Here is a 23,887-nt window from a genome sequence, read left to right on the forward strand (position 1 = left end):
CCCCCAGGCCGGTCCCCAACAAGGGTCACCGGCCTTCGCCACTCCACGTGGAGTGGGGTGCTTTCGGGGGTTGCTGGGGGTTGAGGGATTGGAGGGCGGCGGTTAGGCGGGCTTGGGCTCGGGTGCGGCGGAGGCGGGACATGCCGGTGTAGAGGGCGTCGCGGACGAGGGGGTGGGTGAAGCGGAGGCCGCCTTGTTGGGGTTCGGCGAGGACGCCTGCGGCGAGGGCGGTCTCGACGGCTTCCATGACGTGTTCCTCGCCCTGGCCGTGGGCTGCGACGAGGACGTCGATGTCGACGTCCGCGCCGAGGACCGCCGCGTCGTGCAGCACCCCGCGCGTCGCCGAGGTGAACCGGGCGGTGCGGCGCATCACGAGGTCGCGGACGGCGGGCGGGACGCCCGACTTGGCGGCCCGCTCCCCCTCCGCCGCGATGAGCCGTCCCATTTCACGAAGGAAGTACGGATTGCCGGACGTGCGGGCCATCAGCGCCGCAAGCGTCTCCGAAGAGATCGGGCGTCCCGAGGCCGCGGTGACGAGTTCGCGCGCCGCGTCGGCGTCGAGCCCGCCGAGCCTGAGGCGGAGCACGTCGTGTCCGGTGAGGGCGGCGAGCGCGCCGGTGAGCCGGTCCGCCTCCTCGGTCCGCAATGTCGCGAGCATGACGATCCGGGAGCCACGCGTCTGCGCGGTGAGGTCAACGAGCAGCGCGAGGGTCTCCTCGTCCGCCCGGTGCAGGTCGTCGAGGACGAGGAGAAGCGGCGCGTCGGAAGCGAGGTCGGTGAGGTGGGCGGCGAGCGCGCGACGCCGCCGGAACCGCGCCGACGCGTTGTCGTCGGACGGGTGAATCCGCGGCGCGGCCCCTCCGAGCGGGGCGAACGCGCGCAACAGCTCGGTCCACACCCAGCCCGCCGGCGCGCCGGGCGTCACGGGGCAGCGCGCCGTCGCGACCTGCCACCCCTCGTCGGCGCGCGCCGCCGCGACCGCCGCGACGAGCGCTGACTTGCCCGCCCCTGACTCGCCGCTGACCAGCGCGAGTCCGCCGCGGAGCCGGCGCAGCGCCGCGAGCTCTGCGTCCCTGCCGAAGATCCGCTCGGTGGCGGCGACCCGGACGGGCGCGCGGCGGGCCGACACCGGCGCGGACAGCACCGACGCCTGCGCGAGGATGTCGGCCTCGAGCTTGCGCAGCCCGGGGCCCGGGTCGACCCCGAGTTCGTCGCTGAGCGCCCGGCGGCCCCTGCGCAGCGCGAGCAGCGCGTCGCCCTGCCGTCCCTGCCGGTAGAGGGCCAGGGCGAGCAGCCGCCAGCCCTCCTCCCGCAGCGGATGCTCGATGACGTGCGCGCGCAGGTCCGCGACGACGAGTTCCGGCGTGCCGAGCGCGATCGCCGCGGCGGCGCGCCCCTCCACCGCCATGGCGTGCAGCTCCTCGAGCCGCGCGGACTCGCCGGCCGCCCACCGCGCCCCGGCGAACTCCGCATACGGGGTGCCGCGCCACAGCGCGAGCGCCTCCTCGAACCCGGCGAGCGCGGCGCGGTCTCCCCGGGTGCCGTGCTCGGCGAGCGCACGCCTGACGCGCTCCTCGAACCGCCGCGCGTCGACGTCGTCGCCGCGCAGCGCGTACCCGGGCGAAACGGTCACCAGCACGCGGGCGGGCGCACCGGCAGGACGGCCCGGCTCGAGCACCCGCCGCAAATTGGACACATAGGTCTGGAGGGAGGCCGTCGCGCTCGCCGGGGGACGGCCGTGCCACAGGTCGTCCACGAGCCTGTCGACGGGGACGACCCGGCCCTGTGCGGCCAGGAGTCGCGCGAGAACGGTCCGCTGCATGGGCGGGCCGAGGTCGACTCCCCCCGCCTGCCCGACGACTTCGAAGACCCCTAGTACCCGAAAGTGCACCCGCACAACCTCACTCCACCGGGGAAACGCCATCGACGGACGACAGGCCGAGGTCTCGCATCGCGGGAGCAGGCGATCTTTCCCTGCCCAGTATGGTCGAGGCGGGCCCGCCCACAAGATGGCGCTTCTCACGTTTCACCCGGCGCACGCGCGCGCGTCACCCTGAGCTCGCGCGCACGTCACCCAGGGCGCGCTCGCACGCGGCCCGCAATGGGTGGCCGGCGGCCACGACCCCGTCGAGCAGGGAGAGCGCCCGGCGCAACGCCTCCGCCGCGTCGTCGTCCCTGCCCTGGGCGCGGAGCATCACCGCGAGGTTGTGCAGCGCCGTCGCCAGTTCCGGATGGTCGGGGCCGAGGAGCCGTTCCTTGGCGGCGAGGACGTCGCGGCACAGGGCCTCGGCCTCCGTCGCCCTGCCGCGCGCGTGCAGGACCGCGGCGAGGTTGTGCGACGCCGACGCGATCTCGTAGCCGTCGCCGAGCGCGCGGAACACGTCGAGGGCTTGGCGGAGCAGGGTCTCGGCCTCCTCTAGACGGCCCAGGGCGTGCAGGATCGCGGCGAGCGCGGCCCGGTCGGCGGCCACGTCGGGGTGGTCGTCGCCGAGTGACCGCAGCCGGATCGCGAGGCCCTTGCGCGCATATTCCTCGCCGTCGACGGGGGTGCCGCGGGCGTGGTGGAGGCCGCCGAGGTTGTGGAAGAGGTCGGCGAAGAACGGGTGGCCGTCGGGGCAGCGCGCCCGCACGATCGCCAGCGCCCGGGTGTAGGCGTCCAGCGATTCGGGGAAGCGGCCCGTGTACTTGTGCAGGACGCCGAGGCCGGTCAAGACCCGTGCGGCGTCCAGGGACCCGGGTTCCGCCCGGTGCAGCAACGCGCTCAGCAGGGCGTCCGCCTCCGCGTAACGTCCCGCCGCCCGGAGCCGGTCGGCCTGTTCGACGCCCGTGCGGACGCCAGTCGTCGGCTGGTCGATGGGCTAGTCCTTTCTCTGAGAGCGGTTCGCCGCCTCCGGCAGAATGCGCTCGAGCCGGAACGCCAGGGCCGCGGCGGCGCACAGGGCGAGCGCCGAGCCGACGAACAGCGCGTCACCGAGCCCCGCCGACAGCATCAGCCCCGCGGTGCCTGGGCCGATCACGTAACCCGTCGTCCAGGCGAGCGTGTAGACGCCGTTGTAGCGGCCGCGGTCGGAGTCCGTCGCGAGGTCGTTGACGATGGCGGGCGCGGTCGGCGCGAGGAACGTCTCGCCGAGCGCGAACACCACGAGGGCGAGGGTCAGCCAGAGCACCGAGCCGGTCCCCGGCACGATCAGCCAGGCGAGCGCCATCAGCGCGGCGCACACGGCGAGCCCGCGCGTCCTGCGCCGCGCCGCCATGAGGCGCAGCACGAAGAACTGAGCAGCGACGACGGTGACGGTGTGCGCGACGAACGTCAGCCGCAATTCGCCGGCGTCCAGTCCCGCCCGGTCCGCCGCGTAGATCGGGTACGCGCCGAACAGCTGCCCGTAGCCGCAGGCGACGAGCACGACGACGATCCCCCACAGGCCGACCATGCGCCGGTCCGCGAGCACCGTCCGGTAGCCGCCGAAGCCGGTGCCCGCCGACTTCGCGTCACGCGCCGTCAGGGCGATGACGACGGCGAAGACAAGGAACGTCGCGGAATCGAGGAGGTACAGCAGCACGAAGGTGCCCGGATCGGTGAAACTCGCGACGGACGCGGCCGCGACCCCGCCCAGGCCCGCGCCCACGTTGACGCCGACCTGACGGATCGCGAACGCCTTCGGCCGCCCCTCCACCGGCACCGACGCCCCGAGCAGCGCCTGAAATGCCGGAGCCGTCACCGAGATCCCCAGCCCGTAGCAGGCCGCCGCAGCGAACCCCTGCCACGCGGTGTGCACCGCGGCGAACCCCGCGGTGCCCGCGCCGACGACGAGCAGCCCGGCGACCGCCGTCCGCCGCGCCCCGATCCGGTCGGACAGCAGGCCCCCCACCGGATTGCCCACCAGGCCGAGCACCGCGATGACGGAGAAGATCGGCCCGGTCAGCGTCAGGTCGATGCCGCGCACCCGGTGCAGGTAGACGACGAGGAACGGCAGCGTCAGGCCGGTCCCGAACGCCGACACCGCGTCGCCCGCGAGCACCGGCCACGCCCGTGCCGGCAGCCGGGTCCGGGAGGCGGCGCCCCCCGGACCCGTCACGGCGTGCTCACTCAGAGCACGACCTCGCTGTGGTTCGTGGACAGACCCGGCTCGAACGCCAGGACGACCTCGCTGTGGTTGGTGGACAGACCCGGTTCAACGAACATGGCGAGCTCCTTTGTGGATTGCCGTTTTCGGCCCTTTCACCATCGGCGATCCGGCTCGGCGTCCACTCGGTGTCCACTCGGCGTCTGGTCGGCGTCCGCTACGCGCTGTCTTGTGCCACGGGCTGCTTGGGGGCCGTGTCGGGGGCGTGCTTGGGAATGAGGAGGGTCGGGATGAGGGCGAGGGCGGCCAGGGCGAAGGCCCACCAGAAGGTGTGGGTGAACGCCGAGGTGAACAGGACGGCCACGGAGTGGGGAAGGTCGGCGGGGACGGCGGAGAGGGTGCCGTCGGAGTCGGGGAAGCGGTCGGTGAGCGCCAGCTGGAGCAGGACGGCGAGGGCGGCGACGCCCAGGGAGCTGCCCACGCGCATGCCGATGTTGCCGGCCACCGTCGCCGACGGGACCTGCGCCGGGGACAGCGTGCGGTACATGCCGCCCATGAGCGCGGGCATCATCGTGCCGTGTCCGATGCCGATGAGGAACAGGATGCCGAGCAGCACCGCGACGGGTGTGTCGTAGCTGATCTGGGTGTAGCAGAGGATGCCGAGGAGCACGACGGGCAGGCCGGTGAGGGCGAGACGGCGTGAGCCGAGCCGGTCGGCGAGCCGTCCCGACAGCGCCATGGTGATCATCGCGCCGAGGCCCATCGGGGCCGTCATCAGGCCGGATTTCAGCGGCGAGTACCCGTGGACGACCTGGTAGTACAGCGGGAAGAGCACCATCATGCCGAACAGCGCGCCCACGTAGACGAAGAACGCGAGGTTGACGACGCTGAAGGTGCGGTCCCGGTAGAGACGGACGTCCACTAGCGCGCTATCTCCACGGCGTAGCGCGTGCAGGACGAACAGGCCGATGAGCAGCAGGCCGAGCAGCGCGCTCCCGAGGACCTTGAAGCCGGTCAGCGCCTCGCCCTCGCCCGCCTCGGCCATGCCGAAGACGACGAGCGCGAGCCCGGGGGACAGCAGGAGGAGGCCGAGCCAGTCGAGCTTCGCCGTGACGGCCGAGCGCACGTCGGGCTCCATGAAGCGGAACGCGGCGGCGAGCGCGACGGCGCAGAACGGCACGTTGATGAAGAACAGCCAGCGCCAGCTCAGGTGCTCGAGCAGGAGGCCGCCGAGGGCCGGGCCGAGGACCGGCGCGAGCATCGCGGGCACCGCGATGACCGCCATGACGCGTCCCATCCGCCGCGGGCCGGCCTTCTGGGCGAGCATCGTCTGGCCGATCGGCATGATCATGCCCGCGGCAGCGCCCTGGAGCACCCGGAAGACGATGAGGCTCGTGACGTCCCAGGCGAGCCCGCACAGCGCGGACGCGGTGACGAACCCGACGAGCGACACCGTCCACATGCGTTTCGCGCCGAACCTGGCGACGGCCCAGCCGGTGATGGGGATGCTCATGGAAAGGGCGAGCGTGTAGCCGGTGAGCACCCACTGGATCGTCGTCAGCGGCGCTTCGAACGCGTCCGCGAAGGACTTCACCGCGACGTTGACGATCGTGGTGTCGAGGATCGTCATGACCGCGCCCAGGAGCACGACGATCGCGAGTTTGCGGAGTTCGGGGTCGAGACCCTCGTCTTGATCTTGCGTCTGCGTTACCACCGCTACACTGTAGCGCTAAGCGCTACGGTGTACGACACCTACTATGGAGCCATGCGCTCGAACGTCGATCCACCCGAGTCGGGGGCGGGGACTGACCCGGTGTGGACCCGCGGCCGTGCCCGTCAGCGCCGTCCGCTCTGCCGTGCCGACATCGTCAGGGCGGCCATGGAGATCGGCGACGCCGAGGGGCTGTCCGCGGTGTCGATCCGGCGGATCGCGACGCACCTTGGCGCGCGCGCGATGAGCCTGTACAGCCATATCGACAAAAAAGAGGATCTCTTCGAGCTCATGATCGACGAGCTCCTCACCGAGATCCTCATCCCGCCCGGCGAGCTGCCGCGCGGCTGGCGCGCGGCGATCAGCGAGATCGCCCGGCGCGAGCGCGCGATGATGCTGCGGCATCCGTGGGCGGTGAAGCTGGTCAACCACCACACGGCGATCGGCCCGAACCGGCTCCGCCACCTCGAGCAGTCACTCGAGGCGCTTGACGAACTCGGCCTCCCCGCCGACAAAGCCGTCCTCATCGTCCACCACGTGGACGCGTACATGGTCGGCTGCGTCCTGCGCGAGATCTCCGACCGGGAGATGGTCCGGCGTTACGGCGTCACCCACGCCGACGCCAAGACAGCCGCCCTGCCTTACCTTCGCCAGCTCGTCGCGGAGGGCGACTTCCCCCGGCTCGCGCCCCTTGTCGACAACCCCGTCCGCGTCCAGGCCGACCCCGAGGAACGCTTCGAACGCGGCCTCGCCTGGCTCCTCGACGGCATCGAGCACAACTTCGCCGGCCCCTAGCGGCGGAGGACCGACGCGGTGTGGGCGTCGGCGGGGAAGAAGGTCTCGACCGACAGTTCGGCGACGGTGACGTCGAGCGCGTTGCCGAAGACCGTCATCGTGCTGAGGAAGCTGAGGACCCCCGACGGGTGGCGCAGGCGCAGCGGGACATAGACGGCGTGCTCGTCGACGGGCACGTCGGCGGGCTCGGGGACGGGGAACGCGGCGGCCTCGGCGTGCAGCCTGAGGAGTTCCGGGTCCGGCGACGTCTCGATCTGGCGGCGCAGGCGGGCCAGGAGGTGCGCCCGCCACTCGCCGAGGTTGCCGACGTGCGGCGCGAGCCCTTCCGGGTGGAGGGTGGCCCGCACGACGTTGACCGGGGGCTTGAGCAGGAACGGCGCGACGAGGTCGGCGAGCAGCGCGACGCCCGCGTTGGCCTCGAGCATCGTCCAGTGCCGGTCCAGGAGCATCGCGGGCGCGGGTTCGTGCGCGCGCAGGACCCGCAGGACCGTCGCGCGGACCTGGGCGAGCTCAGGCTCGGCGAGCCGCGCGGGGACCGGCGCGTGCCCCGCGGCGAGCCGCAGCCTGTTGTGCTCGCGCGCGGTGAGGCCGAGCGCGTCGGCGAGCCTGCCGATCAGCTCTGCGGTGGGCCGTGACCTGCCCGTCTCCACGAAGCTGAGGTGCCGCTGGGAGACGTCGGCGCGCAACGCGAGGTCGAGCTGGCTGATCCTGTGGGTCTCGCGGAGTTCGCGCAGGACGTCGCCGAAGGCGCGGGGGCCTGCGGTCATCTCGGGCATATCCCTTCGTTCGGCGTCTCACACCTCAAGGAAACCCGGCACGAGATCCAGGACGCGGCGTTGCGCGGGATTCAGCACCTCCGCCGTGTAACCGCCCAGCAGGTCGGCGGGGTCCTTGAGATTCAGGGACTCCGCGATGTCGCTCATCGCGCTTATCAGCGGCGTAAGAGTCCTCGCGTAGTCACGGGCGAAGGCTTCGACTTCGTCGTCGGGGGTGTCGGGCGTCAAAGAGCCGAACCTGGAGACGATCGTTAGGAGAGTCGGCATGAGTTCGGGGGCGCTTATCCTCGCGTACACGTCGGCCAGGCCGTCCATCGAGGAGTCGCCGACGAGATGGGCCAGAAGGGCCGTCTGGTCGCGGTCGAAATCGGCGAGTTCGCGCGTCGGGTAGGCGTCGGCGAACAGCGCGACGAAGGGCGCGAGCTCGGGGGGCGCGTCCGGCGGGGCGCCCTCGGCGCGCAGATCGGCGATGAGACGGCGGCGCACGGTCAGCCGCTCGATCTCGGCGGCCAGTTCGGCGTCGAGGGCGGCGAGCAGGCCCGTGCCGTCGGCGGAGGGGTCGTCAAGGAGCGGGCGCATCCGGTCGAGGGGGATGCCGAGGGCGGACATCCGCTTGATCCGCAGGACGCGGGCGACGTCACGGACCGTGTAAGCGCGATAGCCGTTATGGGCGCGCGCGGGCTCGTCCAAGACTCCGACCTGGTGGTAGTGGCGCAACGCCCGGACCGTAACGCCGGTGATCCGCGCGAGCTCCCCGCTTCTCACCCTGCCTCCGCGACAGCTCGTCCGTCCTCGGCCTCCAGGGTACGCAGCGGCCGCGCCACCAGCGCCGCGCCCACGGCGAGCAGCCAGACGACGGTCACCGCGGCGGCCGCCGTCCGCAGGCCCGTCCACTCGACCAACGCCGCCGCGACGATGATCGACACCGGCGCGACCGCCGTCATGAACGCGTTCTGGGTCCCGGTGACGCGCCCGCGCACCGCCTCCGGCGTCCGCTCCATCACCAGCAGGCCGAGCAGCGCGTTGAACAGCCCGCTGGCGAACCCCACGAGGAACGCCCCGGCCAGGACGACGCCCGGCGACGCGAGCGCGCCGATCAGCGCGAGGCCCACGGTCACCCCCGCGAGGCCGCAGCCGAGCCAGACCCGGCGCGACCCGCGCGTCCCGAGCACCGCGTACAGGCCGCCGCCCATGAGCATGCCGAGCGCGATCAGGCTGAGGACCGAGCCGAGCAGCCCGGGCCGATCGAGGAAGTAGACGGGCAGGATCAGCGCCTGAAATGCGCCCAGCACGAACACCGCGGCCAGCCCGAGCCCGGTGACGGTCAGCAGGAACGGGCTGCCGACGAGCACCGCCCACCCCTCCCGCAACCGCGTCGCCCCGGCCCGCCGCGCCTCAGCCCCGACCGCCCCGACCCCACGCGGAATCACCAGCGTCACCACCGCCGCGGCGAGCGAGCACCCCGCAGTGATCCACAACACCGCCGCGGCCTCAAAAACCGCAAGCAACCCGCCCGCCGCAGCAGGCCCAACCAGCAGAGCGAACGCCCCCAAACTCTCCCGAAGCCCGGTAACCCTCTCCGCCCCCATCCGCCCATGCCGCACAACGGCCGGAAGCAACGCCTCCCTCGCCGTCATCCCGGGCACATCCCCCAACGACCCCACCAGCGCGCTGACGATGAACCACCCGATCCCCAGCTCCCCCACCCACGCCACAATCGGCAAGATCGCCACAGAAACCCCGGAAATCACATCCGTCACCACCGAAACCACCCGCCGATCAAACCGATCGACCACACCCCCCATGAACACCCCCGCCACCACCGCGGGCACCACACTTACCGCCGCCACAACCCCGGCCCCCCAGGCGCTCCCCGTCACCCCCAACACCACCAACGGCATCACCACCCCCGCCAACGAGTTCCCCAACACCGACAACCCATAAGACCCCAAATAGGCCCAAGCAACTCTCCCCATCCCCCCACCCAAAACCCCTCCCCTACGTCCGAGTCAAGGGCGTTCGTCCGGGAGACAGGTGTACGTATGCGGATCTTTCGTGACTGGTTGTCTATCAATCCTCTGGGAAATATGGGTTAGTCTCGGGGGCATGAGCAGCGGGAAGCCGGCGGGGCCGGTCGTCGTCATCGTCGGCGGGGGCGCGAGTGCGGCGCTCACCGCGGTTCACCTTCTCCTTGGGGAGCGCGGGGGCGAGCCTCCGCGGGTCGTGATCGTGGACGGGGAGGGCAGGCACGGGCTCGGGCAGGCGTACTCGACCACCGATCCGCTGCACCTGCTGAACGCGCCGGTCGCGAAGATGAGCGCGCTCGCCGAGGACCCCGAACACCTGCTGCGGTGGGCGCGGTCCCAAGGGATCGACGTCGAGGGGTCGGACTTCCTGCCGCGCCGTACGTACGGCCGGTATCTGCGTGATCTCTTGGACGAGGCCGGACGCCGCCGTCCCCACCGGCTGAGCGAGATCACCGGTACTGTCACCGACGTCTCCCGCCAGGGCGGCCGCTGGAAGGTGGCCCTCGCGGACGGCAAGGCCCTCGACGCCGACGCCGTCGTCCTGGCCACCGGCAACCGGGCCCCCACCGCGTGGCCCTGGGAGCCCGAGGGCGACCCGCGTTACGTCGCCGACCCCTGGGCGCCCGGCGCGCTCGACAGGATCGACGACTCCGGCGACGTCCTCGTCGTCGGAACCGGCCTGACCATGGTCGACCTCGCCACCACCCTTACCGCGCGCCACCCTGAGCGGGTCGTCTACGCGGTCTCCCGGCACGGTCTCCTTCCGCGGCCGCACCGATGTCCGAGCCCTCCCGCGGTGCCTTTCAGCCCGCCCGCCGGCGAGGTCACCGTCGCCGATCTTCACCGGATCTACCACGAGGCCGTCGAACGCAACGACGGCGAGTGGCGCGGGGTGGTCGACGGCCTGCGCCCGCACGTCCCGGAGATGTGGGGACGGCTGAGCCTGTCCGAGAAGCAGCGGTTCCTCACGTTCTTCGCGCGCGGCTGGGAGGTGCGCCGCCACCGCATCCCGCCGGCGACGGTCGCAAGGATCGACGACCTGCGCTCCACGGGCCGCCTCCGCGTCGTCAAGGGCTTCCTCGACTCGGTGACGGCCGGTCCGGACTCCCTGGCCGTCGCGGTCGACACCGGCGGCAACCGGCGCGACTTCAAGGTCGGCTGGGTGGTCAACAGCACGGGCCCGGCCGCCGACCCGCGCACCGACCCGCTGCTGCGCGGTCTGATCGACGCGGGGACGATCGCGGCCGACCCCCTCGGCCTCGGCCTGTCCGCCGACGGCTGCGGCTGCCTGCTCGGCCCCGAGGGCGAGTCGCGGCCCGGCCTGTTCACGCTCGGCCCGACCCTGCGCGGCCTGCGCTACGAGAGCACGGCCGTCCCGGAGATCCGCGCGCAGGCCGCGCATCTCGCGGCCGTCCACCTCGCCGAGTACGACATGCCCGCGGCGCGTCAGGGCGCGGAGCGCTCCGTCACTACCTGAGCGCGCTATCTACGACTTGGCTCGCTTGGGGAACGGCATCCGTACACGCGGCAGTAGAGGCGCGAGCGTACGCGCCCGCCAGGCCGCCGCCGTGACGCCGGAGCCGTAGGAGACGTCCTCCATCAGCCGTAGGGCCGTGTACCGAAGCGGGTCGACGGCGGGTCGGCGAGTGGCCCACTCGTAGGCGATCGGCGTGAGCATCGCCGCGCAGGCGGCGCGCGCAAGGCGGCTGCGCGGGGAGGCCGCGAGGCAGACGAGCCCGAGCGGCCACCATTCGCGGCGCAACGCGTGCCCCAAGGCCGCCGCGTCCGCCGTGACGCCCTTGGCGACGATGGCGGCGCTCAGCTTCCAGTCGTCCGACGTGCCCGCAAGCGAACGCCGCAGCAGGTACGTCGTAACGGCGACGCTGACGGCCGCAGAGACGGGTCGCCGGTACGTCACAAGGCCGAGGGTCGCGAGGTTCCACGCCGAGGGACGGGCGGGGACGAGCCGTCCAGGGTGCCGGTTCTCCAGGTCCGGAGCCGAAGTCCCGTACTCGTGCCTTCTCTTGGCCCACGCCTTCGGGTCGAGCCTTGGCGTGTGCACCACCCGCGCCTCCGGCTGGTACCTGACGTGCCAGCCCAGGTCGGCCGTCCGCCAGACGAAGTCGACGTCCTCGCCGAGCCGCAGCGCCGCGTCGAACGCCGGAGCTCCAAGCGCCGCATTGCGGACCACAAGGGTCGCGCTCGGCACGAACCCGAGCTTGGCACCGGGCCTGACGAGCGCGGGCCGCTCCCCCATGTCCAGGGCGGACCGCGCGGCCTCGTAACGGGCGAGCAGCCTTCCGCTGACGGTGTCCGGCACGATCCTCGGCGCGACGACCGCGACCTTCGGGTCGGCGAAGTGGGGCATGAGCGCGTCGAGCCATCCCGGCTCGGGCCTGCAGTCGGAGTCCACGAACGCGGTGAAGGCCGTCGAGACCGTCCGCAGCCCGGTGTCGCGCGCGGCGGCCGGCCCCCGGTTGACGGCGTGCCTGACGAGCCGCGCCCCGTACGTCTCGGCGAGGCGGCGCAGCGGCTCCGGGTCGGGTGAGGCGTCGTCCACGACGACCACCGGAAGGCCCCGCACCGCCTTGAGCGTCAGTTCGAGCTCGTCGGGACGGCCGTAAGCGGGGACGACGACGGTCACGTCGTGGGGCCCGGATACGGGCGGCGGGACGGGACGGGCGAACCCGTGGTCAAGGAGTTGCCGCGCAAGGGCCCTCCCCAGAGGGGAGCCGAAGACAACTCCCCGCTTACCCGCCGCGCGCAGTTCCCCAAGGAGAGGCACCGCGGCCGCCCCCATGCGGACGACCTTCCAAGGCGAGCCTCCCGTCGCCACCCGGTCCCCCGCCCACAGCGACGTGCCTTCGTCCAGCGCGACGCCGAAGCCCTCCGGGAGCGCCGCCGCGGCCCCGGAAGGCGGCCGGTTCGGCTCTGCGGTCACGGGCGAGGTCGGCAAGGTCGGCATGGGAGGTCCCGGGAAGACGGAAGACAAGAAGACGGAAGACAAAACGGAGAAGGGACCGCGGCCCATCCCGCCGCGGTCCCCGGGGAGAGCGGTGTCCCACGCGCCGACCCGCCCGGGGCGACGGGCCGGTCGGCGCGCGGACGACCGCCGTCCGTCGGACGGACGCGTGCGCCCGTCCGAGGATCGACGCCCGGCAGGCTACCGGTAAGGCTCATCGCGGATCGTGCTTCTCCACGAGGATTCTTTGCCGAAGTCGCCGGAAACAGGGTCGGCCGACGGTTCCAGGAGGCGGCCGCGTTCGTCGGCGCGGCCTTCGCGGACCCGTCGGACGACGGAGGCGACCATCTCGGCGACGATCCGCTCTCCCGCTTCGGCTGTCGCGCCCGTCGGGTCGCCGAGGACGCCGGAAGGGGAGACCGCGCGTACGCCGCCCGCGAGCAGCTCGGGCATCAGCTCGGCCAGGGGCCGGGTGTCCCCCACGACGGCGTCGCCGAGCCGCACGGTCTCGGGGGCGAGGTACAGCATCGCCGACGTCTCGGTGAAGCCCGCGTGCGGATCGGCTCCCGGCACTCCGCAGGGCGTCCAGGACACGTCGTGGCCTTCGGCACGCATCTGCCCGAGCGCGTCGTCCAAGGTGGGAACGTTCCCGCCGTGCCCGTTGACGAACACGACGCGCCCGGCCCATAGCCCGAGCGACCTGACGGTTTCCACGAGCACCGCGCGCAGCGCTGAGTGGCCGATCGAGACGGTTCCGGGGAAGCCCGCGTGCTCACCGCTCGCCCCGAATGCGAGGGCCGGAGCGACGAGCACAGGGCCGGGAAGCTCGCGCGCGGCCCTGGCGGCGACCGCCTCGGCGATCACCGTGTCGGTGGACAGCGGCAGATGCGGCCCGTGCTGCTCGGTCGCCCCTATGGGGACGAGTACCAGCGCGCTAGGCGGAACGTCGGGCCACACCGCCCCCGCGAGGGCGGCGTGGCCGTCTCGTCCGGACATGTCAGGATTCCGCGCCGAGGGTCACCTTGAAGTCGCGCGGGATGTGCAGGTCGGCGGGCGACAGGTCCTTGACCGAGGAGTGGCCGAGCCCGAGGACCGCCGAGTCGAGGCCGCCGCGCAGGATGTCGAGCACGTTCTCGACGCCGGCGCTGCCGTTCGCGGCAAGGCCCCACAGGTAGGCGCGGCCGATCAGCACGGCCCGCGCGCCGAGCGCGAGCGCCTTGGCGACGTCGCCGCCGCGCCGCACGCCGCCGTCGAGCAGCACCTCGATCTGGTCGCCGACGGCCTCGGCGACGCCCGGGAGCAGCCGGATCGTCGCGGGGGTCGTGTCGAGGTTGTTGCCTCCGTGGTTCGACACCGAGATCGCCGTGACGCCCGCGTCGACAGCGCGCTTGGCGTCGTCCACCCTCGTCACGCCCTTGAGCAGGAAGGGGCCGCCCCATTCCTTGCGCATCCACTCGACGTCCTCCCAGCTGGGAGGCGGCGTCTGCATCCACTCGTAGTACGCGCCGAAGAACGTCGGCGCGGTGCCGCCGGGAGGCTGGAGGTTGGGGGCGGTGAGGTCAGGGATCTTGCCGGTCTTGCCGAAGCGCCACAGCCACCCCGGCCGGTTGACGACCTTCGGCGCGAGCTTGACCATCGTCTTGAAGTCGATCTTCTCGGGGATCTGCGGGCTGCCCCAGTCGCGGCCGTTGGAGAACGACCAGTCGAGCGTGGCGATGAGCGCCTTGGCCCCCGCCGCCTTAGCGCGCTCCATCCGCTGGATCATGTCGTCCCGGGTGCCCGTCCAGTACATCTGGTAGAAGACGTTCGGGTTGGCCGCGGCGACGTCCTCGACCGAACGGCTCGCGAACGAGCTCAGACCCATGATCACACCGCGGTTGGCCGCCGCGCGCGCTACCGCGACCTCTCCTTCGGGGTCCACCGCCTGCACGCCCGTCGGCGAGATCAGCACCGGGAACGACGACTCCACGCCCATGATCGTGGTGCTGAGATCGCGCTCGGCCTTGTGGCCCGCCACCTTGGGGGCGAACCCCAGCTGCGCGAAGGCGTCGAGGTTGTCGTCGATCGTGCGGCCGCGCTCCGAACCCGCCACGAGCGCGCCGTAGACCATGCCGGGGAGGCGTTTCTTGGCCCTGCGCTGCGCTTCGGCGACCGTTTCGAACCAGGCGTTGCCCATGGGTGTTTCTCCTTGCCGAGAGCACGGCGGCGAGGGTGGGTGGCCGCGGCTCAAGAAAGACGTGGGGTGTGCGGCGGACGCCCGCGGGGTGTCGGGCGTCCGCCAAGGAGGGGGTCGGAGGGTGGGTCAGAGGGAGAGGCCCGCTAGCGGGTTCTCCTCACACGCGCTCACCGGACGGCGGTCGGGGTCGGGACGGCTCAGCGAGAGCTGCACCGGCACCGGACGGGACCGCGGCTTGGCCTTGCGCGAGTGGTCGGCCGACGGCTTGGGGATCGCCGAGCGGTCCTCCGGCCTTCCGGCGAGCAGCTTCTCGCCGTGCCCGACGACGCACTCGGGGTCGGGCCCGTCGAGGGGAAGGCCGGTGAAGAACTTCGCGGCCATGCAGCCGCCCTTGCAGGTGCTGTAGTGCGAGCAGGACGAGCACGCCCCGCCCGTCTGGGGCTCCCTGAGGTCCTGGAACAGCCCGGACTCACGCCATACGCCCGCGAAACCGCCCTCGGACCTGACGTTGCCCGCGAGGAACTCGTCATGGATCGCGAACGGGCAGGCGTACACGTCGCCGATCGGGTCGATAAGGCAGACCACGCGTCCCGCGCCGCAAAGGTTGAGGCCCGGGAGCGCCTGACCGTACGCCGACAGGTGGAAGAAGGAGTCCCCGGTGAGTACCTTGTCGCCGTTGGCTATCAGCCAGTCGTACAGCTCGCGCTGCTGGCCGGGAAGGGGGTGCAGTTCGTCCCACACGTCCGCGCCGCGTCCGGACGGACGCAGCCGGGTGAGCCGTAGCTGTGCGCCGTAACGGTCGGCGATGGCCTTGAACTCGTCCATCTGCGGGATGTTGTGGCGGGTGCAGACGACGGACAGCTTGAAGTTCTTCATGCCGGCGTCCGAAAGGTTCTGCATCGCCCGGATCGCGGTGTCGTAGGACCCCGGACCGCGGACCGCGTCGTTCACCTCGGCGGTCGCGCCGTCGAGCGAGATCTGGACGTCCACGTAGTCGTTGGCCGCCAGACGACGGGCGGCCTCGGGGGTGATGCGCACGCCGTTCGTGGAGAACTTGACGCCGACGTGATGCGAGGTCGCGTAGTCGAGCAGCTCCCAGAAGTCCGAGCGGACCGTGGGCTCGCCGCCGCCGATGTTCACGTAGAACACCTGCATGCGCTCGAGTTCGTCGATGACCGCCTTGCACTCGTCGGTGGTCAGCTCGCGCGGGTCGCGCCGGCCGGAGCTGGAAAGGCAGTGCTCGCAGGCCAGGTTGCAGGCGTAGGTGAGTTCCCAGGTCAGGCAGATCGGCGCGTCGAGTCCGAGCTCGAACAGGTCGACAAGCCGCGTTCCTGGCGCGGGAGCCGCCCGCTCGGGGGTGATGGTCATGCGGGGGTCCTTTCGACGACCATGGACGATCCGGCGAGCGCGCCGAGCGCCGCGCCGAACCTGGGCAGGTCGGTTTCGGGTACTCCGGCCGCCGCGCACGCGGCCCGCGCGGAGGGCGCGTCCTTCAGCGACCGGACGACCTCCAGCAGCACGCGGTCCTTGAGGAACGACAGCTTGCGGGTCCCGAAGTGGTACAGGAGCGCGCCGAAGGGTTCCGGCCGCACCGAGACCTGCGGGTGCAGGTCCCAGGCGCGGTCGAGATCGAGAGCGGGCATGACGGCCTAGTAGACGCCGCACATGCCGTCGATCGAGACCTCCTCGATCAGCGACTCCACGAGTTCCACGTCCTGGTTCTCGTTCATGGCACCTCCTGCTTCTTTCGGGTATCCGGCATATCCGGGTATGCGGCGGCGCACCCTTCGGGTGAGACCCCGCTCACACGGGTCAAGACATGTCGGATACTAGTTACATCGAGTGCCAAAAGGAAGGGGTCACTTCGGATGAAGAGCGGGTCACCTGCGGAATCGCGGCCAAACAGGACATCTCCCCGGGTTCCTCGGTGAACCGCCCCGACGTCGTCGTCGTGGGCGCGGGGGCGAGCGGAGCCGCCCTTGCGGCACGTCTGAGCGAGGACCCCTCGCGGACCGTCCTTGTGCTCGAAGCGGGGCCGGTACCTGCTGACATGTCGGGTTTTCCGGAGGATCTGCTCGACGCCAGACTCGTTCCCGGAGCCCAGCCGGGACACCCGGCCGTCAGCACTCACCTTGTGCGGCTCACCCCCGGGCAGGCGTACGTGGCCACCCGTGGCCGCTACCTGGGCGGGTCCACGACCGTCAACGGCGGGTACTTCATACGGGCCCGCGAAGCCGACTTCGCACGATGGGCGCAAGCGGCCGGGGACCCTCTGTGGTCCTACGAGCGCGTCCTACCGGTGATGCGGGAGTTGGAGAACGACCTCGACCTGGGCGACGGACCCCTGCACGGAGATAACGGGCCCGTAGGCGTCCGGCGTACCTCGCTGACGCACCCGGCCGCCGTCGCGTTCGCGGAGGCGGCCCGCTCTCTCGGGTATCCGGAGGAGGCCGACAAGAACGCCCAGGAAGCGCCGGGGTTCGGAGCCGTGCCCTCCAACGCCGTGGACGGGCGGCGGATCAACACCGGCGTCTCCTACCTGCTGGGCGCGCTGAACAGGCCCAACCTCACGGTGCTCGGGGGGTGCCCTGTGCGTTCCGTCGTCATCGAGGGCGGGCGGGCCGTGGGCGTCGTCTGCGAACGGGGAGGGCGGCGTGAGGTCGTCGCGGCGGGGGAGGTCGTCCTGTGCGCGGGGGCGTTCGTGTCGCCGCATCTGCTGCATCTCTCCGGGATCGGTCCTGCGCGTGAGCTGGAGCGGGTCGCCCTTCCCGTCGTGGCGGACCTGCCCGCTGTGGGGGCCGCCTTGAGCGATCATCCTCAGGTCGCGTTGGAGTGGACGGCCCTTGAGGAGTTGCCTGAGCCGTCGGGGTCCTGGCTTGGAGGGGCGTTGCATCTGACGTCGTCCAAGGGCGAGGAAGGGGATCTGGAGATCCTTCAGTCGCTCGTACCGCTGGCCGGGCTCGTCGGCGAGGCCGTCAGCGTGCCGGGGGCACCGCTGGCGTTCCTCGCCTCCGTGCAGACCCCTCGGCGGGGCGGGAGACTGCGCACCGAATCGGCCGACCCCCTCGTCGCGCCCAGGATCGACTACGGGTACCTGGAGACCGAGGCCGACAAGAGCGCGCTACGCGACGTTGTCCGGGCCGTCGCGTCGCTCGTCGCCACCCACGTGTTCGGCGCGGTCTCCTCCGGGCTCGTGGAACCCGCCTCCCTTGACGACGACACCGCGCTCGACCTCTGGATCGCCACCCACCTCGGCACGTCCCAGCACACCTGCGGCACCGTGCCCATGGGGACCTCCGGAGACTCGGCAGTGGACGCCCGTGGACGCGTACACGGGATCTCGGGGCTGCGGGTCGCCGACACCTCGATCCTGCCCACCGCGCCGCTGCGCGGGCCCGCCGCGACGGCCGTGCTCATCGGCGAGGTCATCGCGAAGGCGATGCGCGAGGAGTGACGCACAGTACGGGCCGGCGTATGGGCCGTACTGTGGCCGTCGGGGATGCTCGACGCGTCAGCGCGCGGCGGGATCGGCGGCGGACAGGCCGTCGCCGATCCTGCGCAGGGCCACGTCGAGTATCCCCGTCAGGTCCTCGGCGGCGTCCACCGACAGCCAGTACTCATAGCCGGAGATCGACGCGGCGAGCACCACATAACCCGACAGGACCGGCAGCATCGCGGTAGGCGGCTGCCCGGTACGGGCCGCGACGAACGCCGTGATGATCTCCCGCCAGGCGGCGTAGCGCAGGGTCGCGTCGGCCTGGAGGGTCGGCACCCTCAGGATCAGCTCCATCCGCTGGCGGTGCCACGGCACCTCCTGCGGGTCGTACCTGTTGAACTCCACGACGGCCGCGCGGACCGCCTCCATCATCGGCGCGTCCGCGTCGGCCTCGTCAAGGAGGACGCGCAGCCGGTCGAGGTGGCCCTCGAAGTCGCCCCACACGAGATCGTTCTTGGAGGCGAAGTAGCGGAAGAACGTGCGCCGCCCGATGCCCGCCGCCGCCGCGATGTCGTCAACGGTGGTCTCGTCGAAGCCGCGTCGGGCGAACAGCTCGAACGCCAGCCGCTCCAGCGCCGCGCGCGAGGTGACCCTCGGCCTTCCCAGGGCCGTCCGGCTCCGTCTGTTCGCGCTGTCGGTCTGCACCCCTCAAGGCTTTCACGTCACGGGCCCGTCCGCGAAAGCACCGGCTTCCTGGGCTTTTGCCCTGGTCTGCCGCCACGGGCCGGTCGGGTCGCGGAAAAAAGGCGGTAACGATGGGGCGTGCGGGACCACTTCCTGGTGACAGCGAAAGTTGAACCCGAGGACGGAGGTGAACACGTGAGCGAGGACGAGAAACGGTTCTCGTCGATCTACGACGAGTCCCGGCAGCACGTCTGGGCTTACGTCATCAGCCGTGGCGGGCGGCGGGTCGTGGAGGAGGTGGTCAGCGAGACCTTCACCATCGCGTGGAAGCGTCTCGCGGATCTGCCTCCCCAGCCGCTGCCGTGGCTGCTGGGCGTCGCCCGAAATGTGCTGCGCGAGAACTACCGGGCCGAGATGCGGCGCGAGGAGTTCGCCGCGGAACTGCGCGAGCGGGCCCTGCCACCACAGGCGGACGTCGCCGACGACGTCGCCGAACGCCAGGCCGCGCTGCGCGCGCTCGCCGCACTGCCGGAGGACGAGCGCGAACTGCTCATCCTCGTCTCCTGGCACGGCCTGTCGCCACGCGAGGCGGCCAAGGTGGTCGGCTGCTCGGCCGCCACCTTCCGCGTCCGCCTGCACCGGGCGCGCCGCCGTCTCCAGCGCGAGCTGGACCGGCCGACCGACCCCCGTCCCGTCCGTCCCCGCGTGGGGATGATCCGTGAGGAAATGCCATGAGCCGTGATCCGCTGCGCCTGCTGAAGCAGGCACGTCCCGCCGAGCTCGACCCGAGCGCGCCCGTCGCCGAGGAGATCCGTCAGGCCGAGCTCACCGCCGCGATGGCGTCCGGCGTCCCGTCCCGCGAGAAGGCCGGGGCCGTCCGCGCGGCGCGGCGCGGGCCCGCCCGGCTCGGCTGGGGCGTCGGCCTGGCCGGCGTGCTCACCGCGGCGGCTGTCGCGTTCAGCGTGCTGCCCCCCGAGACCCCCGCCGACGGCCGCACGAGCCCGGCGCCCAGCGCCAGCGGCCAGGCCGCCCCCGGCGTCGTCGCGCTCGACGCCAAGACCGTCCTGCTCGCCGCAGCGCAGGGTGCCGCCGAATCCCCCAAGGAGACCGGCGACTACTGGGAACGCGTGGTGGTCTCCCGCTCCTACGGGCGCACCGGCGCTAGCCCGTCGGCGTACACCGTGGTGACGTCCGACCGGCAGGAGAGCTGGATCCCCAACGTCAAGGGCGGCCGCATCTGGAACCGGCAGCAGTATCTGGGCACCCGCCCGGCCACCCCGCAGGACGAGGCGGCCTGGCGCGCCCAGGGCTCGCCCACGTCGATCCCGGTCTACTTCCGCAAGGGCAAGGGCACGCTCGCGCCCCTCGAGGTCGCGCCCGGTGAGGTCAAGACCGAGAGCTCCCTGCCGCTCGACGGCGACAAGGTCTTCTGGCTGGGCCGCAACGTCTCGATGCGGGACCTGCGGGAGCTCCCCGCCGACGCAGCAAAGCTGCGCTCCTGGCTGCTGGGGTTCTACACCGGCTCCGACACCGAGGCCGAGGGCGTGCCGATGGAACGTGACGCCTGGCTGTTCCGGGTCGTGTCCGGCATGGTCACCGACATGCCACTGCGACCAGAGGTGCGGTCGGCGGCGTTCACCGTCCTGTCCGGCCTCAAGGGCGTCACCTCCCTCGGCGAGGTCACCGACCCGGAGGGCCGGCCGGCCGTCGCGGTCTCCGCCATCGAGACCACCGACAACGGGGTCCTCGAGCACCGCATCTACCTCGACCGCACCCGCGGCCAGTCCCTCGCTTACGAGATCACCATCAAGAAGCCCGCGGGCCTGAACGCCCACTTCCCCGCCAACTCCCCCCTGTCCTCCACCACGGTCATCTCCACCACCTGGACCGCCGCCCACCCTTGACTTCTTCCCTTCCCTCCTGACCCGCGCCGGGCGGGCCACCCCCGCCCGGCGCACCACCCAGAGGCGAACCCACCTCCAGACACACCCAACGGCCCCGAAGGGACGAGAAGACCAGGCGAGAAGACCAACCGAACAAGCGAGCGCACAAAGTGCGGCCGTAGGGGTGAGGGCAAGAAACGCTCACGTGGGTCGGCGGCGAACTCTGGCTGTGCGGGGGCGAGGCAGAGGGGGCCGGAGGTTGAGGGGGTGGGAGGTCAAGAGGGCGGGAGGTACGTAGAGGGAGCGGGTGAGAGGTGGAGGGGGTGGGGGTGGGGGAAGGAGGCGGGGAGGAAGGAGGGGATTGGGGGGTGTGGGTGTGAAGGGGGGAAAGGGCGGGAACGGGCTTGATCATCGGGTGATCCGGTGGGTGGGGAAAGCCGGGTACAGGTGATTCGGGGGGATCATGAGACTTGGGGTGTGGGCGGCGTGTGCCGTCGTGTTGACGGGGATGACGGGGATAGCGGGGTGCGGGGGCGCTTCGGAGACCGCGGTGAAGAAGGGGGCCACGGCCGCGAGCCAGGCGCCTGCGGCGGTGGCCGCGCCTCCGGTCGCCGCGCCGCAGACGTTCGGGACGGGGTGCGCGTCGGTCCAGGGGACGTCCGGCGGCGGCCTCGCGGGGATGGCGGCGCAGCCCGTGGTCACCGCCGTGGCCGACAGTCCTGAGCTGACGTCTTTCGCCTCGGCCGTCCGCAAGGCCGGGATGGTCGAGACGCTCGACACGGCGCCGGAGATCACGGTGTTCGCACCGAGCAACGCGGCGTGGTCGGCGGTGAAGAAGGCCGACATGGACGACGGCATGATCCTCACCGGCATCCTCATGCACCTGATCGTCGAGGGCAGGCAGGGCCCCGACGAGCTCGGCTCCGGCGAACTCGAGACGCTGCGCGGCAGCACCCTCGAGGTCGAGGGCTCCGAGGGCGCGTACACCGTCGGCGGGGCGAAGATCCTCTGTGGCAACATCAGAACGGGCAACGCCACGGTCCACGTGATCGACAAGGTCCTGCTGCCACCGGAGGAGTGACCGCCGACCGGGCGGTCCGGCCGGAGCGCGACCGCCGGGAGGACGCATGGATATCCGTTCGCTGGAGGAGCAGGTCGCCCTGCTCGTGGGCCTGTCGGCCCGTCCGACTGGTTCGGACGCCCACCGGGCGCTGATCGAGGACGTCGCCGCCCGCTGGGAGGCGCTCGGCCTCGAGGTGCACCGTGACGCGCACACCTTCACCCGCTGGGAGGTCCCGACGGGCGCGGCGCGGCTGACGGTCGGCGAGGAGAGCGTCAAGGTCTCCTCGGCCTACCCGTACTCGGGGACGACGGGTCCCGAGGGCGTGTCCGGGCGGCTGCATCTGCTCGACGGCCTGGTCAAGCACTGGCGGCGGGCGCGCGGCGGGATCGCGGTGGTCGAGGTGCCACACCGGCCCGTCCCGTTCGACCTGCTCATCGGCCAGTGGGAGGGGGACGCCCCGGCGCGTCCCCCGGTCGCGAACCCCGTGGTGACGGCGACGCTGTTCGGCCCGGCCCTCGCGTCCGCCCGCAAGGCGGGGGTGCTGGGCGTCATCGCGGTCTGGAAGGGCCTGTCCCCGGGCAACGCCCAGGGCCAGTACCTGCCTTTCACCTTCCCGTACCGCGATCTGCCCGCGCTATGGGTCGCGGGCGAGGACGGCGAACGCGTCCTGGCCGCTGCCCGCGCGGGCGACGACGCCCACCTCGTCCTCGACGCCGTCCTCACCGAGAACACCCAGACCGAGACCATCTGGACGATCTCCAAGGCCACCCCACCCGACAAAGCCGACAAAACGCCCACACCGGAAGCCGCAGACGCGCCGGACGGGCGCGCCGCGACCGACAGCGCGCCGGAGAAGGGCACCGGGGTGCAGGTGCCGGACGGCGGTGCCGCGTCGGCGAGGGGCCGTGGGGCTGCGGGCGGGTCGGGAGGGGGTGAGTCGGTTCTTGTTGTTTCGCACAGTGACGGGGTCAATGCGATCGAGGAGAACGGGCATATCGGGCTTGTGGAGATGGCGCGGGACGCGGTCGAGCGGCCGCACCGGCGGGACATCGTGTTCGTGCTGACGTCGGGGCATCTGCGGATTCCGGCGGTGACGTCGCACGGGCAGGCGACGACGGCCTGGCTCGCCGCGCATCCCGAGCTGTGGGCGGGCGGCCCCGGACAGCTCCGCGCGGTCGCGGGCCTCGTGGTCGAGCACCTCGGCGCGCGCGAGTTCGCCGACGATCCCACGACCGGCGTCTACGGCCCGACCGGCGCCCTGGAGCCCGAACTCCTCTACGCGACGACCCGCCAGCTGCGCGACCTCGTCCTCGAGGAGTGGACGGGCCCGGCCCCCGCCCCCACGGAGGTCTGCGCCCCCGGCCCGCTCGTCCACTTCGGCGAGGGCGAACCCCTCTACGAGCGCCGCATTCCCGCCGTCTGCCTGGTCACCCCGCCCCAGTACCTCCTCGCCGAGACCCCCTACGACGCCTCCCTCACCGACCTCCCCTCCCTGCAACGCCAGATCGAAAGCTTCATTCGCCTCCAACGCCGCCTAGACGCCCTCCCCTCCTTCACCCCCGTCCCCGCCCCTTCCCGCCTCCGCAAACTCTGGGCCACCCTCCGAGCCGCCCGCCTAGCCCTAACCCCCACCCCCTAACCCCCCACCCGCAGCCCCTTCGGGACTGCGAAGAGAATCCGCGCCCCCTTCACCACCCCCTCCCCGCAGTCCCTTCGGGACCGCGGGAAAATTCCGCGCCCCCTTCACCACCCCCTGCCCGCGACCCCGAGTGGCCCGCAGGGCAAGCCCCACCCCTCAGCGCCCCCCTGCCCGCAGCCCCGAGGGGCCTGCGGGGGGTCGCCCCGCTCCTCAGCGCTCCCCCGCCCGCAGTCCCTTCGGGACTGCGGGAGTAAATCCCGCCCTCCGGCACCCCTCCCCCGCCCCGAAGTAACTACGGCCCCGCCCACCCCTTTCGACACCTTTCCCGTGCCCGCAGCCCCGAAGGAACCGCGAGCTGATCGCCTCCCCCCTCGGCGTCTTCCCCTTCCCCGAAGTCCCGACGGGACAGGGAGAAAAATCCGCGCCCCCTCGGCACCCCCCTGCCCGCAGTCCCAAGGGCCCGCAGGAAGCAAGGTCCACCCTGCGGCACCCCCTGCCCGCAGCCCCGAGGGGCCGGGGGGAAGGCCCGCCCTTCAGCGCTCTCCTGCCCGCAGTCCCTTCGGGACTGCGGGGGAAGACCCCGCGTCCGCCCAGCCTCCCGCGCGTGCGCGGCGTCCCGCCCCTGCTCAGCGTCCCGCGCGGGCGCGGCACGGCACGTCGCGTCCGCCCCC

Annotated in this window: 21 protein-coding genes; 7 read left to right on the forward strand and 14 right to left on the reverse strand. The window is 72.1% G+C overall.

Annotated features, from left to right (window positions below; genetic code table 11):
• Nucleotides 1-25 precede the first annotated feature (25 nt).
• The 4 genes from R9X44_RS22955 to R9X44_RS22970 form a co-directional block, all read right to left on the reverse strand.
• The gene (locus tag R9X44_RS22955; RefSeq protein ID WP_319816313.1) at nucleotides 26-1,891 is read right to left on the reverse strand and encodes a BTAD domain-containing putative transcriptional regulator; all 1,866 of its coding nucleotides are present in this window, start codon (nucleotides 1,889-1,891) and stop codon (nucleotides 26-28) included.
• Nucleotides 1,892-2,048: 157 nt separating this feature from the next.
• Complete coding sequence (locus tag R9X44_RS22960) at nucleotides 2,049-2,855, reverse strand: tetratricopeptide repeat protein (protein ID WP_319816393.1); 807 nt, start codon at nucleotides 2,853-2,855, stop codon at nucleotides 2,049-2,051.
• A gap of 3 nt (nucleotides 2,856-2,858) precedes the next feature.
• Nucleotides 2,859-4,076: an MFS transporter gene (locus tag R9X44_RS22965; protein ID WP_319816314.1), complete on the reverse strand. Its 1,218-nt coding sequence runs from the start codon at nucleotides 4,074-4,076 to the stop codon at nucleotides 2,859-2,861.
• A 205-nt stretch (nucleotides 4,077-4,281) separates the two neighbouring features.
• On the reverse strand, nucleotides 4,282-5,778 hold the full coding sequence (locus R9X44_RS22970; RefSeq protein ID WP_319816315.1) for an MDR family MFS transporter: 1,497 nt from the start codon (nucleotides 5,776-5,778) through the stop codon (nucleotides 4,282-4,284).
• 51 nt (nucleotides 5,779-5,829) lie between these two features.
• On the opposite strand from R9X44_RS22970, the gene R9X44_RS22975 reads away from it, so the two are divergent.
• Complete coding sequence (locus R9X44_RS22975; protein WP_319816316.1) at nucleotides 5,830-6,570, forward strand: TetR/AcrR family transcriptional regulator; 741 nt, start codon at nucleotides 5,830-5,832, stop codon at nucleotides 6,568-6,570.
• Here R9X44_RS22975 and R9X44_RS22980 read toward each other — a convergent pair.
• From R9X44_RS22980 to R9X44_RS22990, 3 genes are read right to left on the reverse strand one after another with little or no spacing between them, the layout of a single operon-like run.
• On the reverse strand, nucleotides 6,567-7,337 hold the full coding sequence (locus R9X44_RS22980) for a helix-turn-helix transcriptional regulator (protein WP_319816317.1): 771 nt from the start codon (nucleotides 7,335-7,337) through the stop codon (nucleotides 6,567-6,569). The two genes, R9X44_RS22975 and R9X44_RS22980, sit on opposite strands and share 4 nt — an antisense overlap.
• Nucleotides 7,338-7,364: 27 nt before the next feature.
• Nucleotides 7,365-8,111 carry a MerR family transcriptional regulator gene (locus R9X44_RS22985; protein WP_319816318.1) on the reverse strand — a complete coding sequence of 249 codons (747 nt, stop codon included), beginning with the start codon at nucleotides 8,109-8,111 and terminating at the stop codon, nucleotides 7,365-7,367.
• Nucleotides 8,108-9,322 carry an MFS transporter gene (locus tag R9X44_RS22990; RefSeq protein ID WP_319816319.1) on the reverse strand — a complete coding sequence of 405 codons (1,215 nt, stop codon included), beginning with the start codon at nucleotides 9,320-9,322 and terminating at the stop codon, nucleotides 8,108-8,110. Before R9X44_RS22990 ends, R9X44_RS22985 begins: the two co-directional genes overlap by 4 nt.
• Before the next feature lie 130 nt (nucleotides 9,323-9,452).
• On the opposite strand from R9X44_RS22990, the gene R9X44_RS22995 reads away from it, so the two are divergent.
• Nucleotides 9,453-10,850 carry an FAD/NAD(P)-binding protein gene (locus tag R9X44_RS22995; RefSeq protein ID WP_319816320.1) on the forward strand — a complete coding sequence of 466 codons (1,398 nt, stop codon included), beginning with the start codon at nucleotides 9,453-9,455 and terminating at the stop codon, nucleotides 10,848-10,850.
• 9 nt (nucleotides 10,851-10,859) lie between these two features.
• Here R9X44_RS22995 and mftF read toward each other — a convergent pair whose 3' ends face one another.
• The 6 genes from mftF to mftA form a co-directional block, all read right to left on the reverse strand.
• Nucleotides 10,860-12,338, reverse strand: a complete 1,479-nt coding sequence (gene mftF, locus R9X44_RS23000) for a mycofactocin biosynthesis glycosyltransferase MftF (protein ID WP_319816321.1) — start codon at nucleotides 12,336-12,338, stop codon at nucleotides 10,860-10,862.
• Between the two features lie 198 nt (nucleotides 12,339-12,536).
• Nucleotides 12,537-13,331, reverse strand: a complete 795-nt coding sequence (gene mftE, locus R9X44_RS23005; RefSeq protein WP_319816322.1) for a mycofactocin biosynthesis peptidyl-dipeptidase MftE — start codon at nucleotides 13,329-13,331, stop codon at nucleotides 12,537-12,539.
• 1 nt (nucleotide 13,332) lies between these two features.
• Nucleotides 13,333-14,511 (reverse strand): pre-mycofactocin synthase MftD, encoded by a 1,179-nt coding sequence (gene mftD / locus R9X44_RS23010; protein WP_319816323.1) that lies wholly within the window; start codon nucleotides 14,509-14,511, stop codon nucleotides 13,333-13,335.
• A gap of 126 nt (nucleotides 14,512-14,637) precedes the next feature.
• Entirely contained in the window at nucleotides 14,638-15,879 is a 1,242-nt protein-coding gene (gene mftC / locus R9X44_RS23015) for a mycofactocin radical SAM maturase (RefSeq protein WP_319816324.1), read from the reverse strand.
• On the reverse strand, nucleotides 15,876-16,154 hold the full coding sequence (gene mftB / locus R9X44_RS23020; RefSeq protein ID WP_319816325.1) for a mycofactocin biosynthesis chaperone MftB: 279 nt from the start codon (nucleotides 16,152-16,154) through the stop codon (nucleotides 15,876-15,878). The genes mftC and mftB overlap by 4 nt, the downstream gene beginning before the upstream one ends.
• Nucleotides 16,155-16,160: 6 nt before the next feature.
• Nucleotides 16,161-16,295, reverse strand: coding sequence for a mycofactocin precursor MftA (mftA, locus tag R9X44_RS23025; protein ID WP_319816326.1), 135 nt, complete (start codon nucleotides 16,293-16,295; stop codon nucleotides 16,161-16,163).
• A 143-nt stretch (nucleotides 16,296-16,438) separates the two neighbouring features.
• Here mftA and mftG point away from each other — a divergent pair, with 143 nt between their 5' ends.
• Nucleotides 16,439-17,965 carry a mycofactocin system GMC family oxidoreductase MftG gene (gene mftG, locus R9X44_RS23030; protein WP_319816327.1) on the forward strand — a complete coding sequence of 509 codons (1,527 nt, stop codon included), beginning with the start codon at nucleotides 16,439-16,441 and terminating at the stop codon, nucleotides 17,963-17,965.
• 57 nt (nucleotides 17,966-18,022) lie between these two features.
• Here the strand turns inward: mftG and mftR are convergent, their stop codons facing one another.
• Nucleotides 18,023-18,652 carry a mycofactocin system transcriptional regulator gene (gene mftR / locus R9X44_RS23035; protein WP_319816328.1) on the reverse strand — a complete coding sequence of 210 codons (630 nt, stop codon included), beginning with the start codon at nucleotides 18,650-18,652 and terminating at the stop codon, nucleotides 18,023-18,025.
• A gap of 174 nt (nucleotides 18,653-18,826) precedes the next feature.
• Here mftR and R9X44_RS23040 point away from each other — a divergent pair, with 174 nt between their 5' ends.
• From R9X44_RS23040 to R9X44_RS23055, 4 genes are all read left to right on the forward strand, one after another.
• On the forward strand, nucleotides 18,827-19,366 hold the full coding sequence (locus R9X44_RS23040; protein ID WP_319816329.1) for an RNA polymerase sigma factor: 540 nt from the start codon (nucleotides 18,827-18,829) through the stop codon (nucleotides 19,364-19,366).
• A complete protein-coding gene (locus tag R9X44_RS23045) occupies nucleotides 19,363-20,535 on the forward strand; it encodes a CU044_5270 family protein (RefSeq protein WP_319816330.1) in 1,173 nt (390 codons plus the stop codon). The genes R9X44_RS23040 and R9X44_RS23045 overlap by 4 nt, the downstream gene beginning before the upstream one ends.
• A 529-nt stretch (nucleotides 20,536-21,064) precedes the next feature.
• A complete protein-coding gene (locus R9X44_RS23050; RefSeq protein WP_319816331.1) occupies nucleotides 21,065-21,595 on the forward strand; it encodes a fasciclin domain-containing protein in 531 nt (176 codons plus the stop codon).
• A gap of 46 nt (nucleotides 21,596-21,641) precedes the next feature.
• Nucleotides 21,642-23,216 (forward strand): hypothetical protein, encoded by a 1,575-nt coding sequence (locus R9X44_RS23055; protein ID WP_319816332.1) that lies wholly within the window; start codon nucleotides 21,642-21,644, stop codon nucleotides 23,214-23,216.
• The last annotated feature ends 671 nt before the right edge of the window (nucleotides 23,217-23,887 follow it).

Source organism: Actinocorallia sp. A-T 12471 (assembly GCF_033875155.1).
Classification (GTDB): Bacteria; Actinomycetota; Actinomycetes; order Streptosporangiales; family Streptosporangiaceae; genus Actinocorallia.

Bases quoted from the DNA above. Each gene is read 5' to 3' on its own strand.
- R9X44_RS23045 (WP_319816330.1), top strand. From the start codon at position 19,363: ATGAGCCGTGATCCGCTGCGCCTGCTGAAGCAGGCACGTCCCGCCGAG.
- R9X44_RS22995 (WP_319816320.1), top strand. From the start codon at position 9,453: ATGAGCAGCGGGAAGCCGGCGGGGCCGGTCGTCGTCATCGTCGGCGGG.
- R9X44_RS23055 (WP_319816332.1), top strand. From the start codon at position 21,642: ATGGATATCCGTTCGCTGGAGGAGCAGGTCGCCCTGCTCGTGGGCCTG.
- mftF (WP_319816321.1), bottom strand. From the start codon at position 12,338: ATGCCGACCTTGCCGACCTCGCCCGTGACCGCAGAGCCGAACCGGCCG.
- mftC (WP_319816324.1), bottom strand. From the start codon at position 15,879: ATGACCATCACCCCCGAGCGGGCGGCTCCCGCGCCAGGAACGCGGCTT.
- mftE (WP_319816322.1), bottom strand. From the start codon at position 13,331: ATGTCCGGACGAGACGGCCACGCCGCCCTCGCGGGGGCGGTGTGGCCC.
- mftD (WP_319816323.1), bottom strand. From the start codon at position 14,511: ATGGGCAACGCCTGGTTCGAAACGGTCGCCGAAGCGCAGCGCAGGGCC.
- R9X44_RS22980 (WP_319816317.1), bottom strand. From the start codon at position 7,337: ATGACCGCAGGCCCCCGCGCCTTCGGCGACGTCCTGCGCGAACTCCGC.
- R9X44_RS22975 (WP_319816316.1), top strand. From the start codon at position 5,830: ATGCGCTCGAACGTCGATCCACCCGAGTCGGGGGCGGGGACTGACCCG.
- mftB (WP_319816325.1), bottom strand. From the start codon at position 16,154: ATGCCCGCTCTCGATCTCGACCGCGCCTGGGACCTGCACCCGCAGGTC.
- R9X44_RS22990 (WP_319816319.1), bottom strand. From the start codon at position 9,322: ATGGGGAGAGTTGCTTGGGCCTATTTGGGGTCTTATGGGTTGTCGGTG.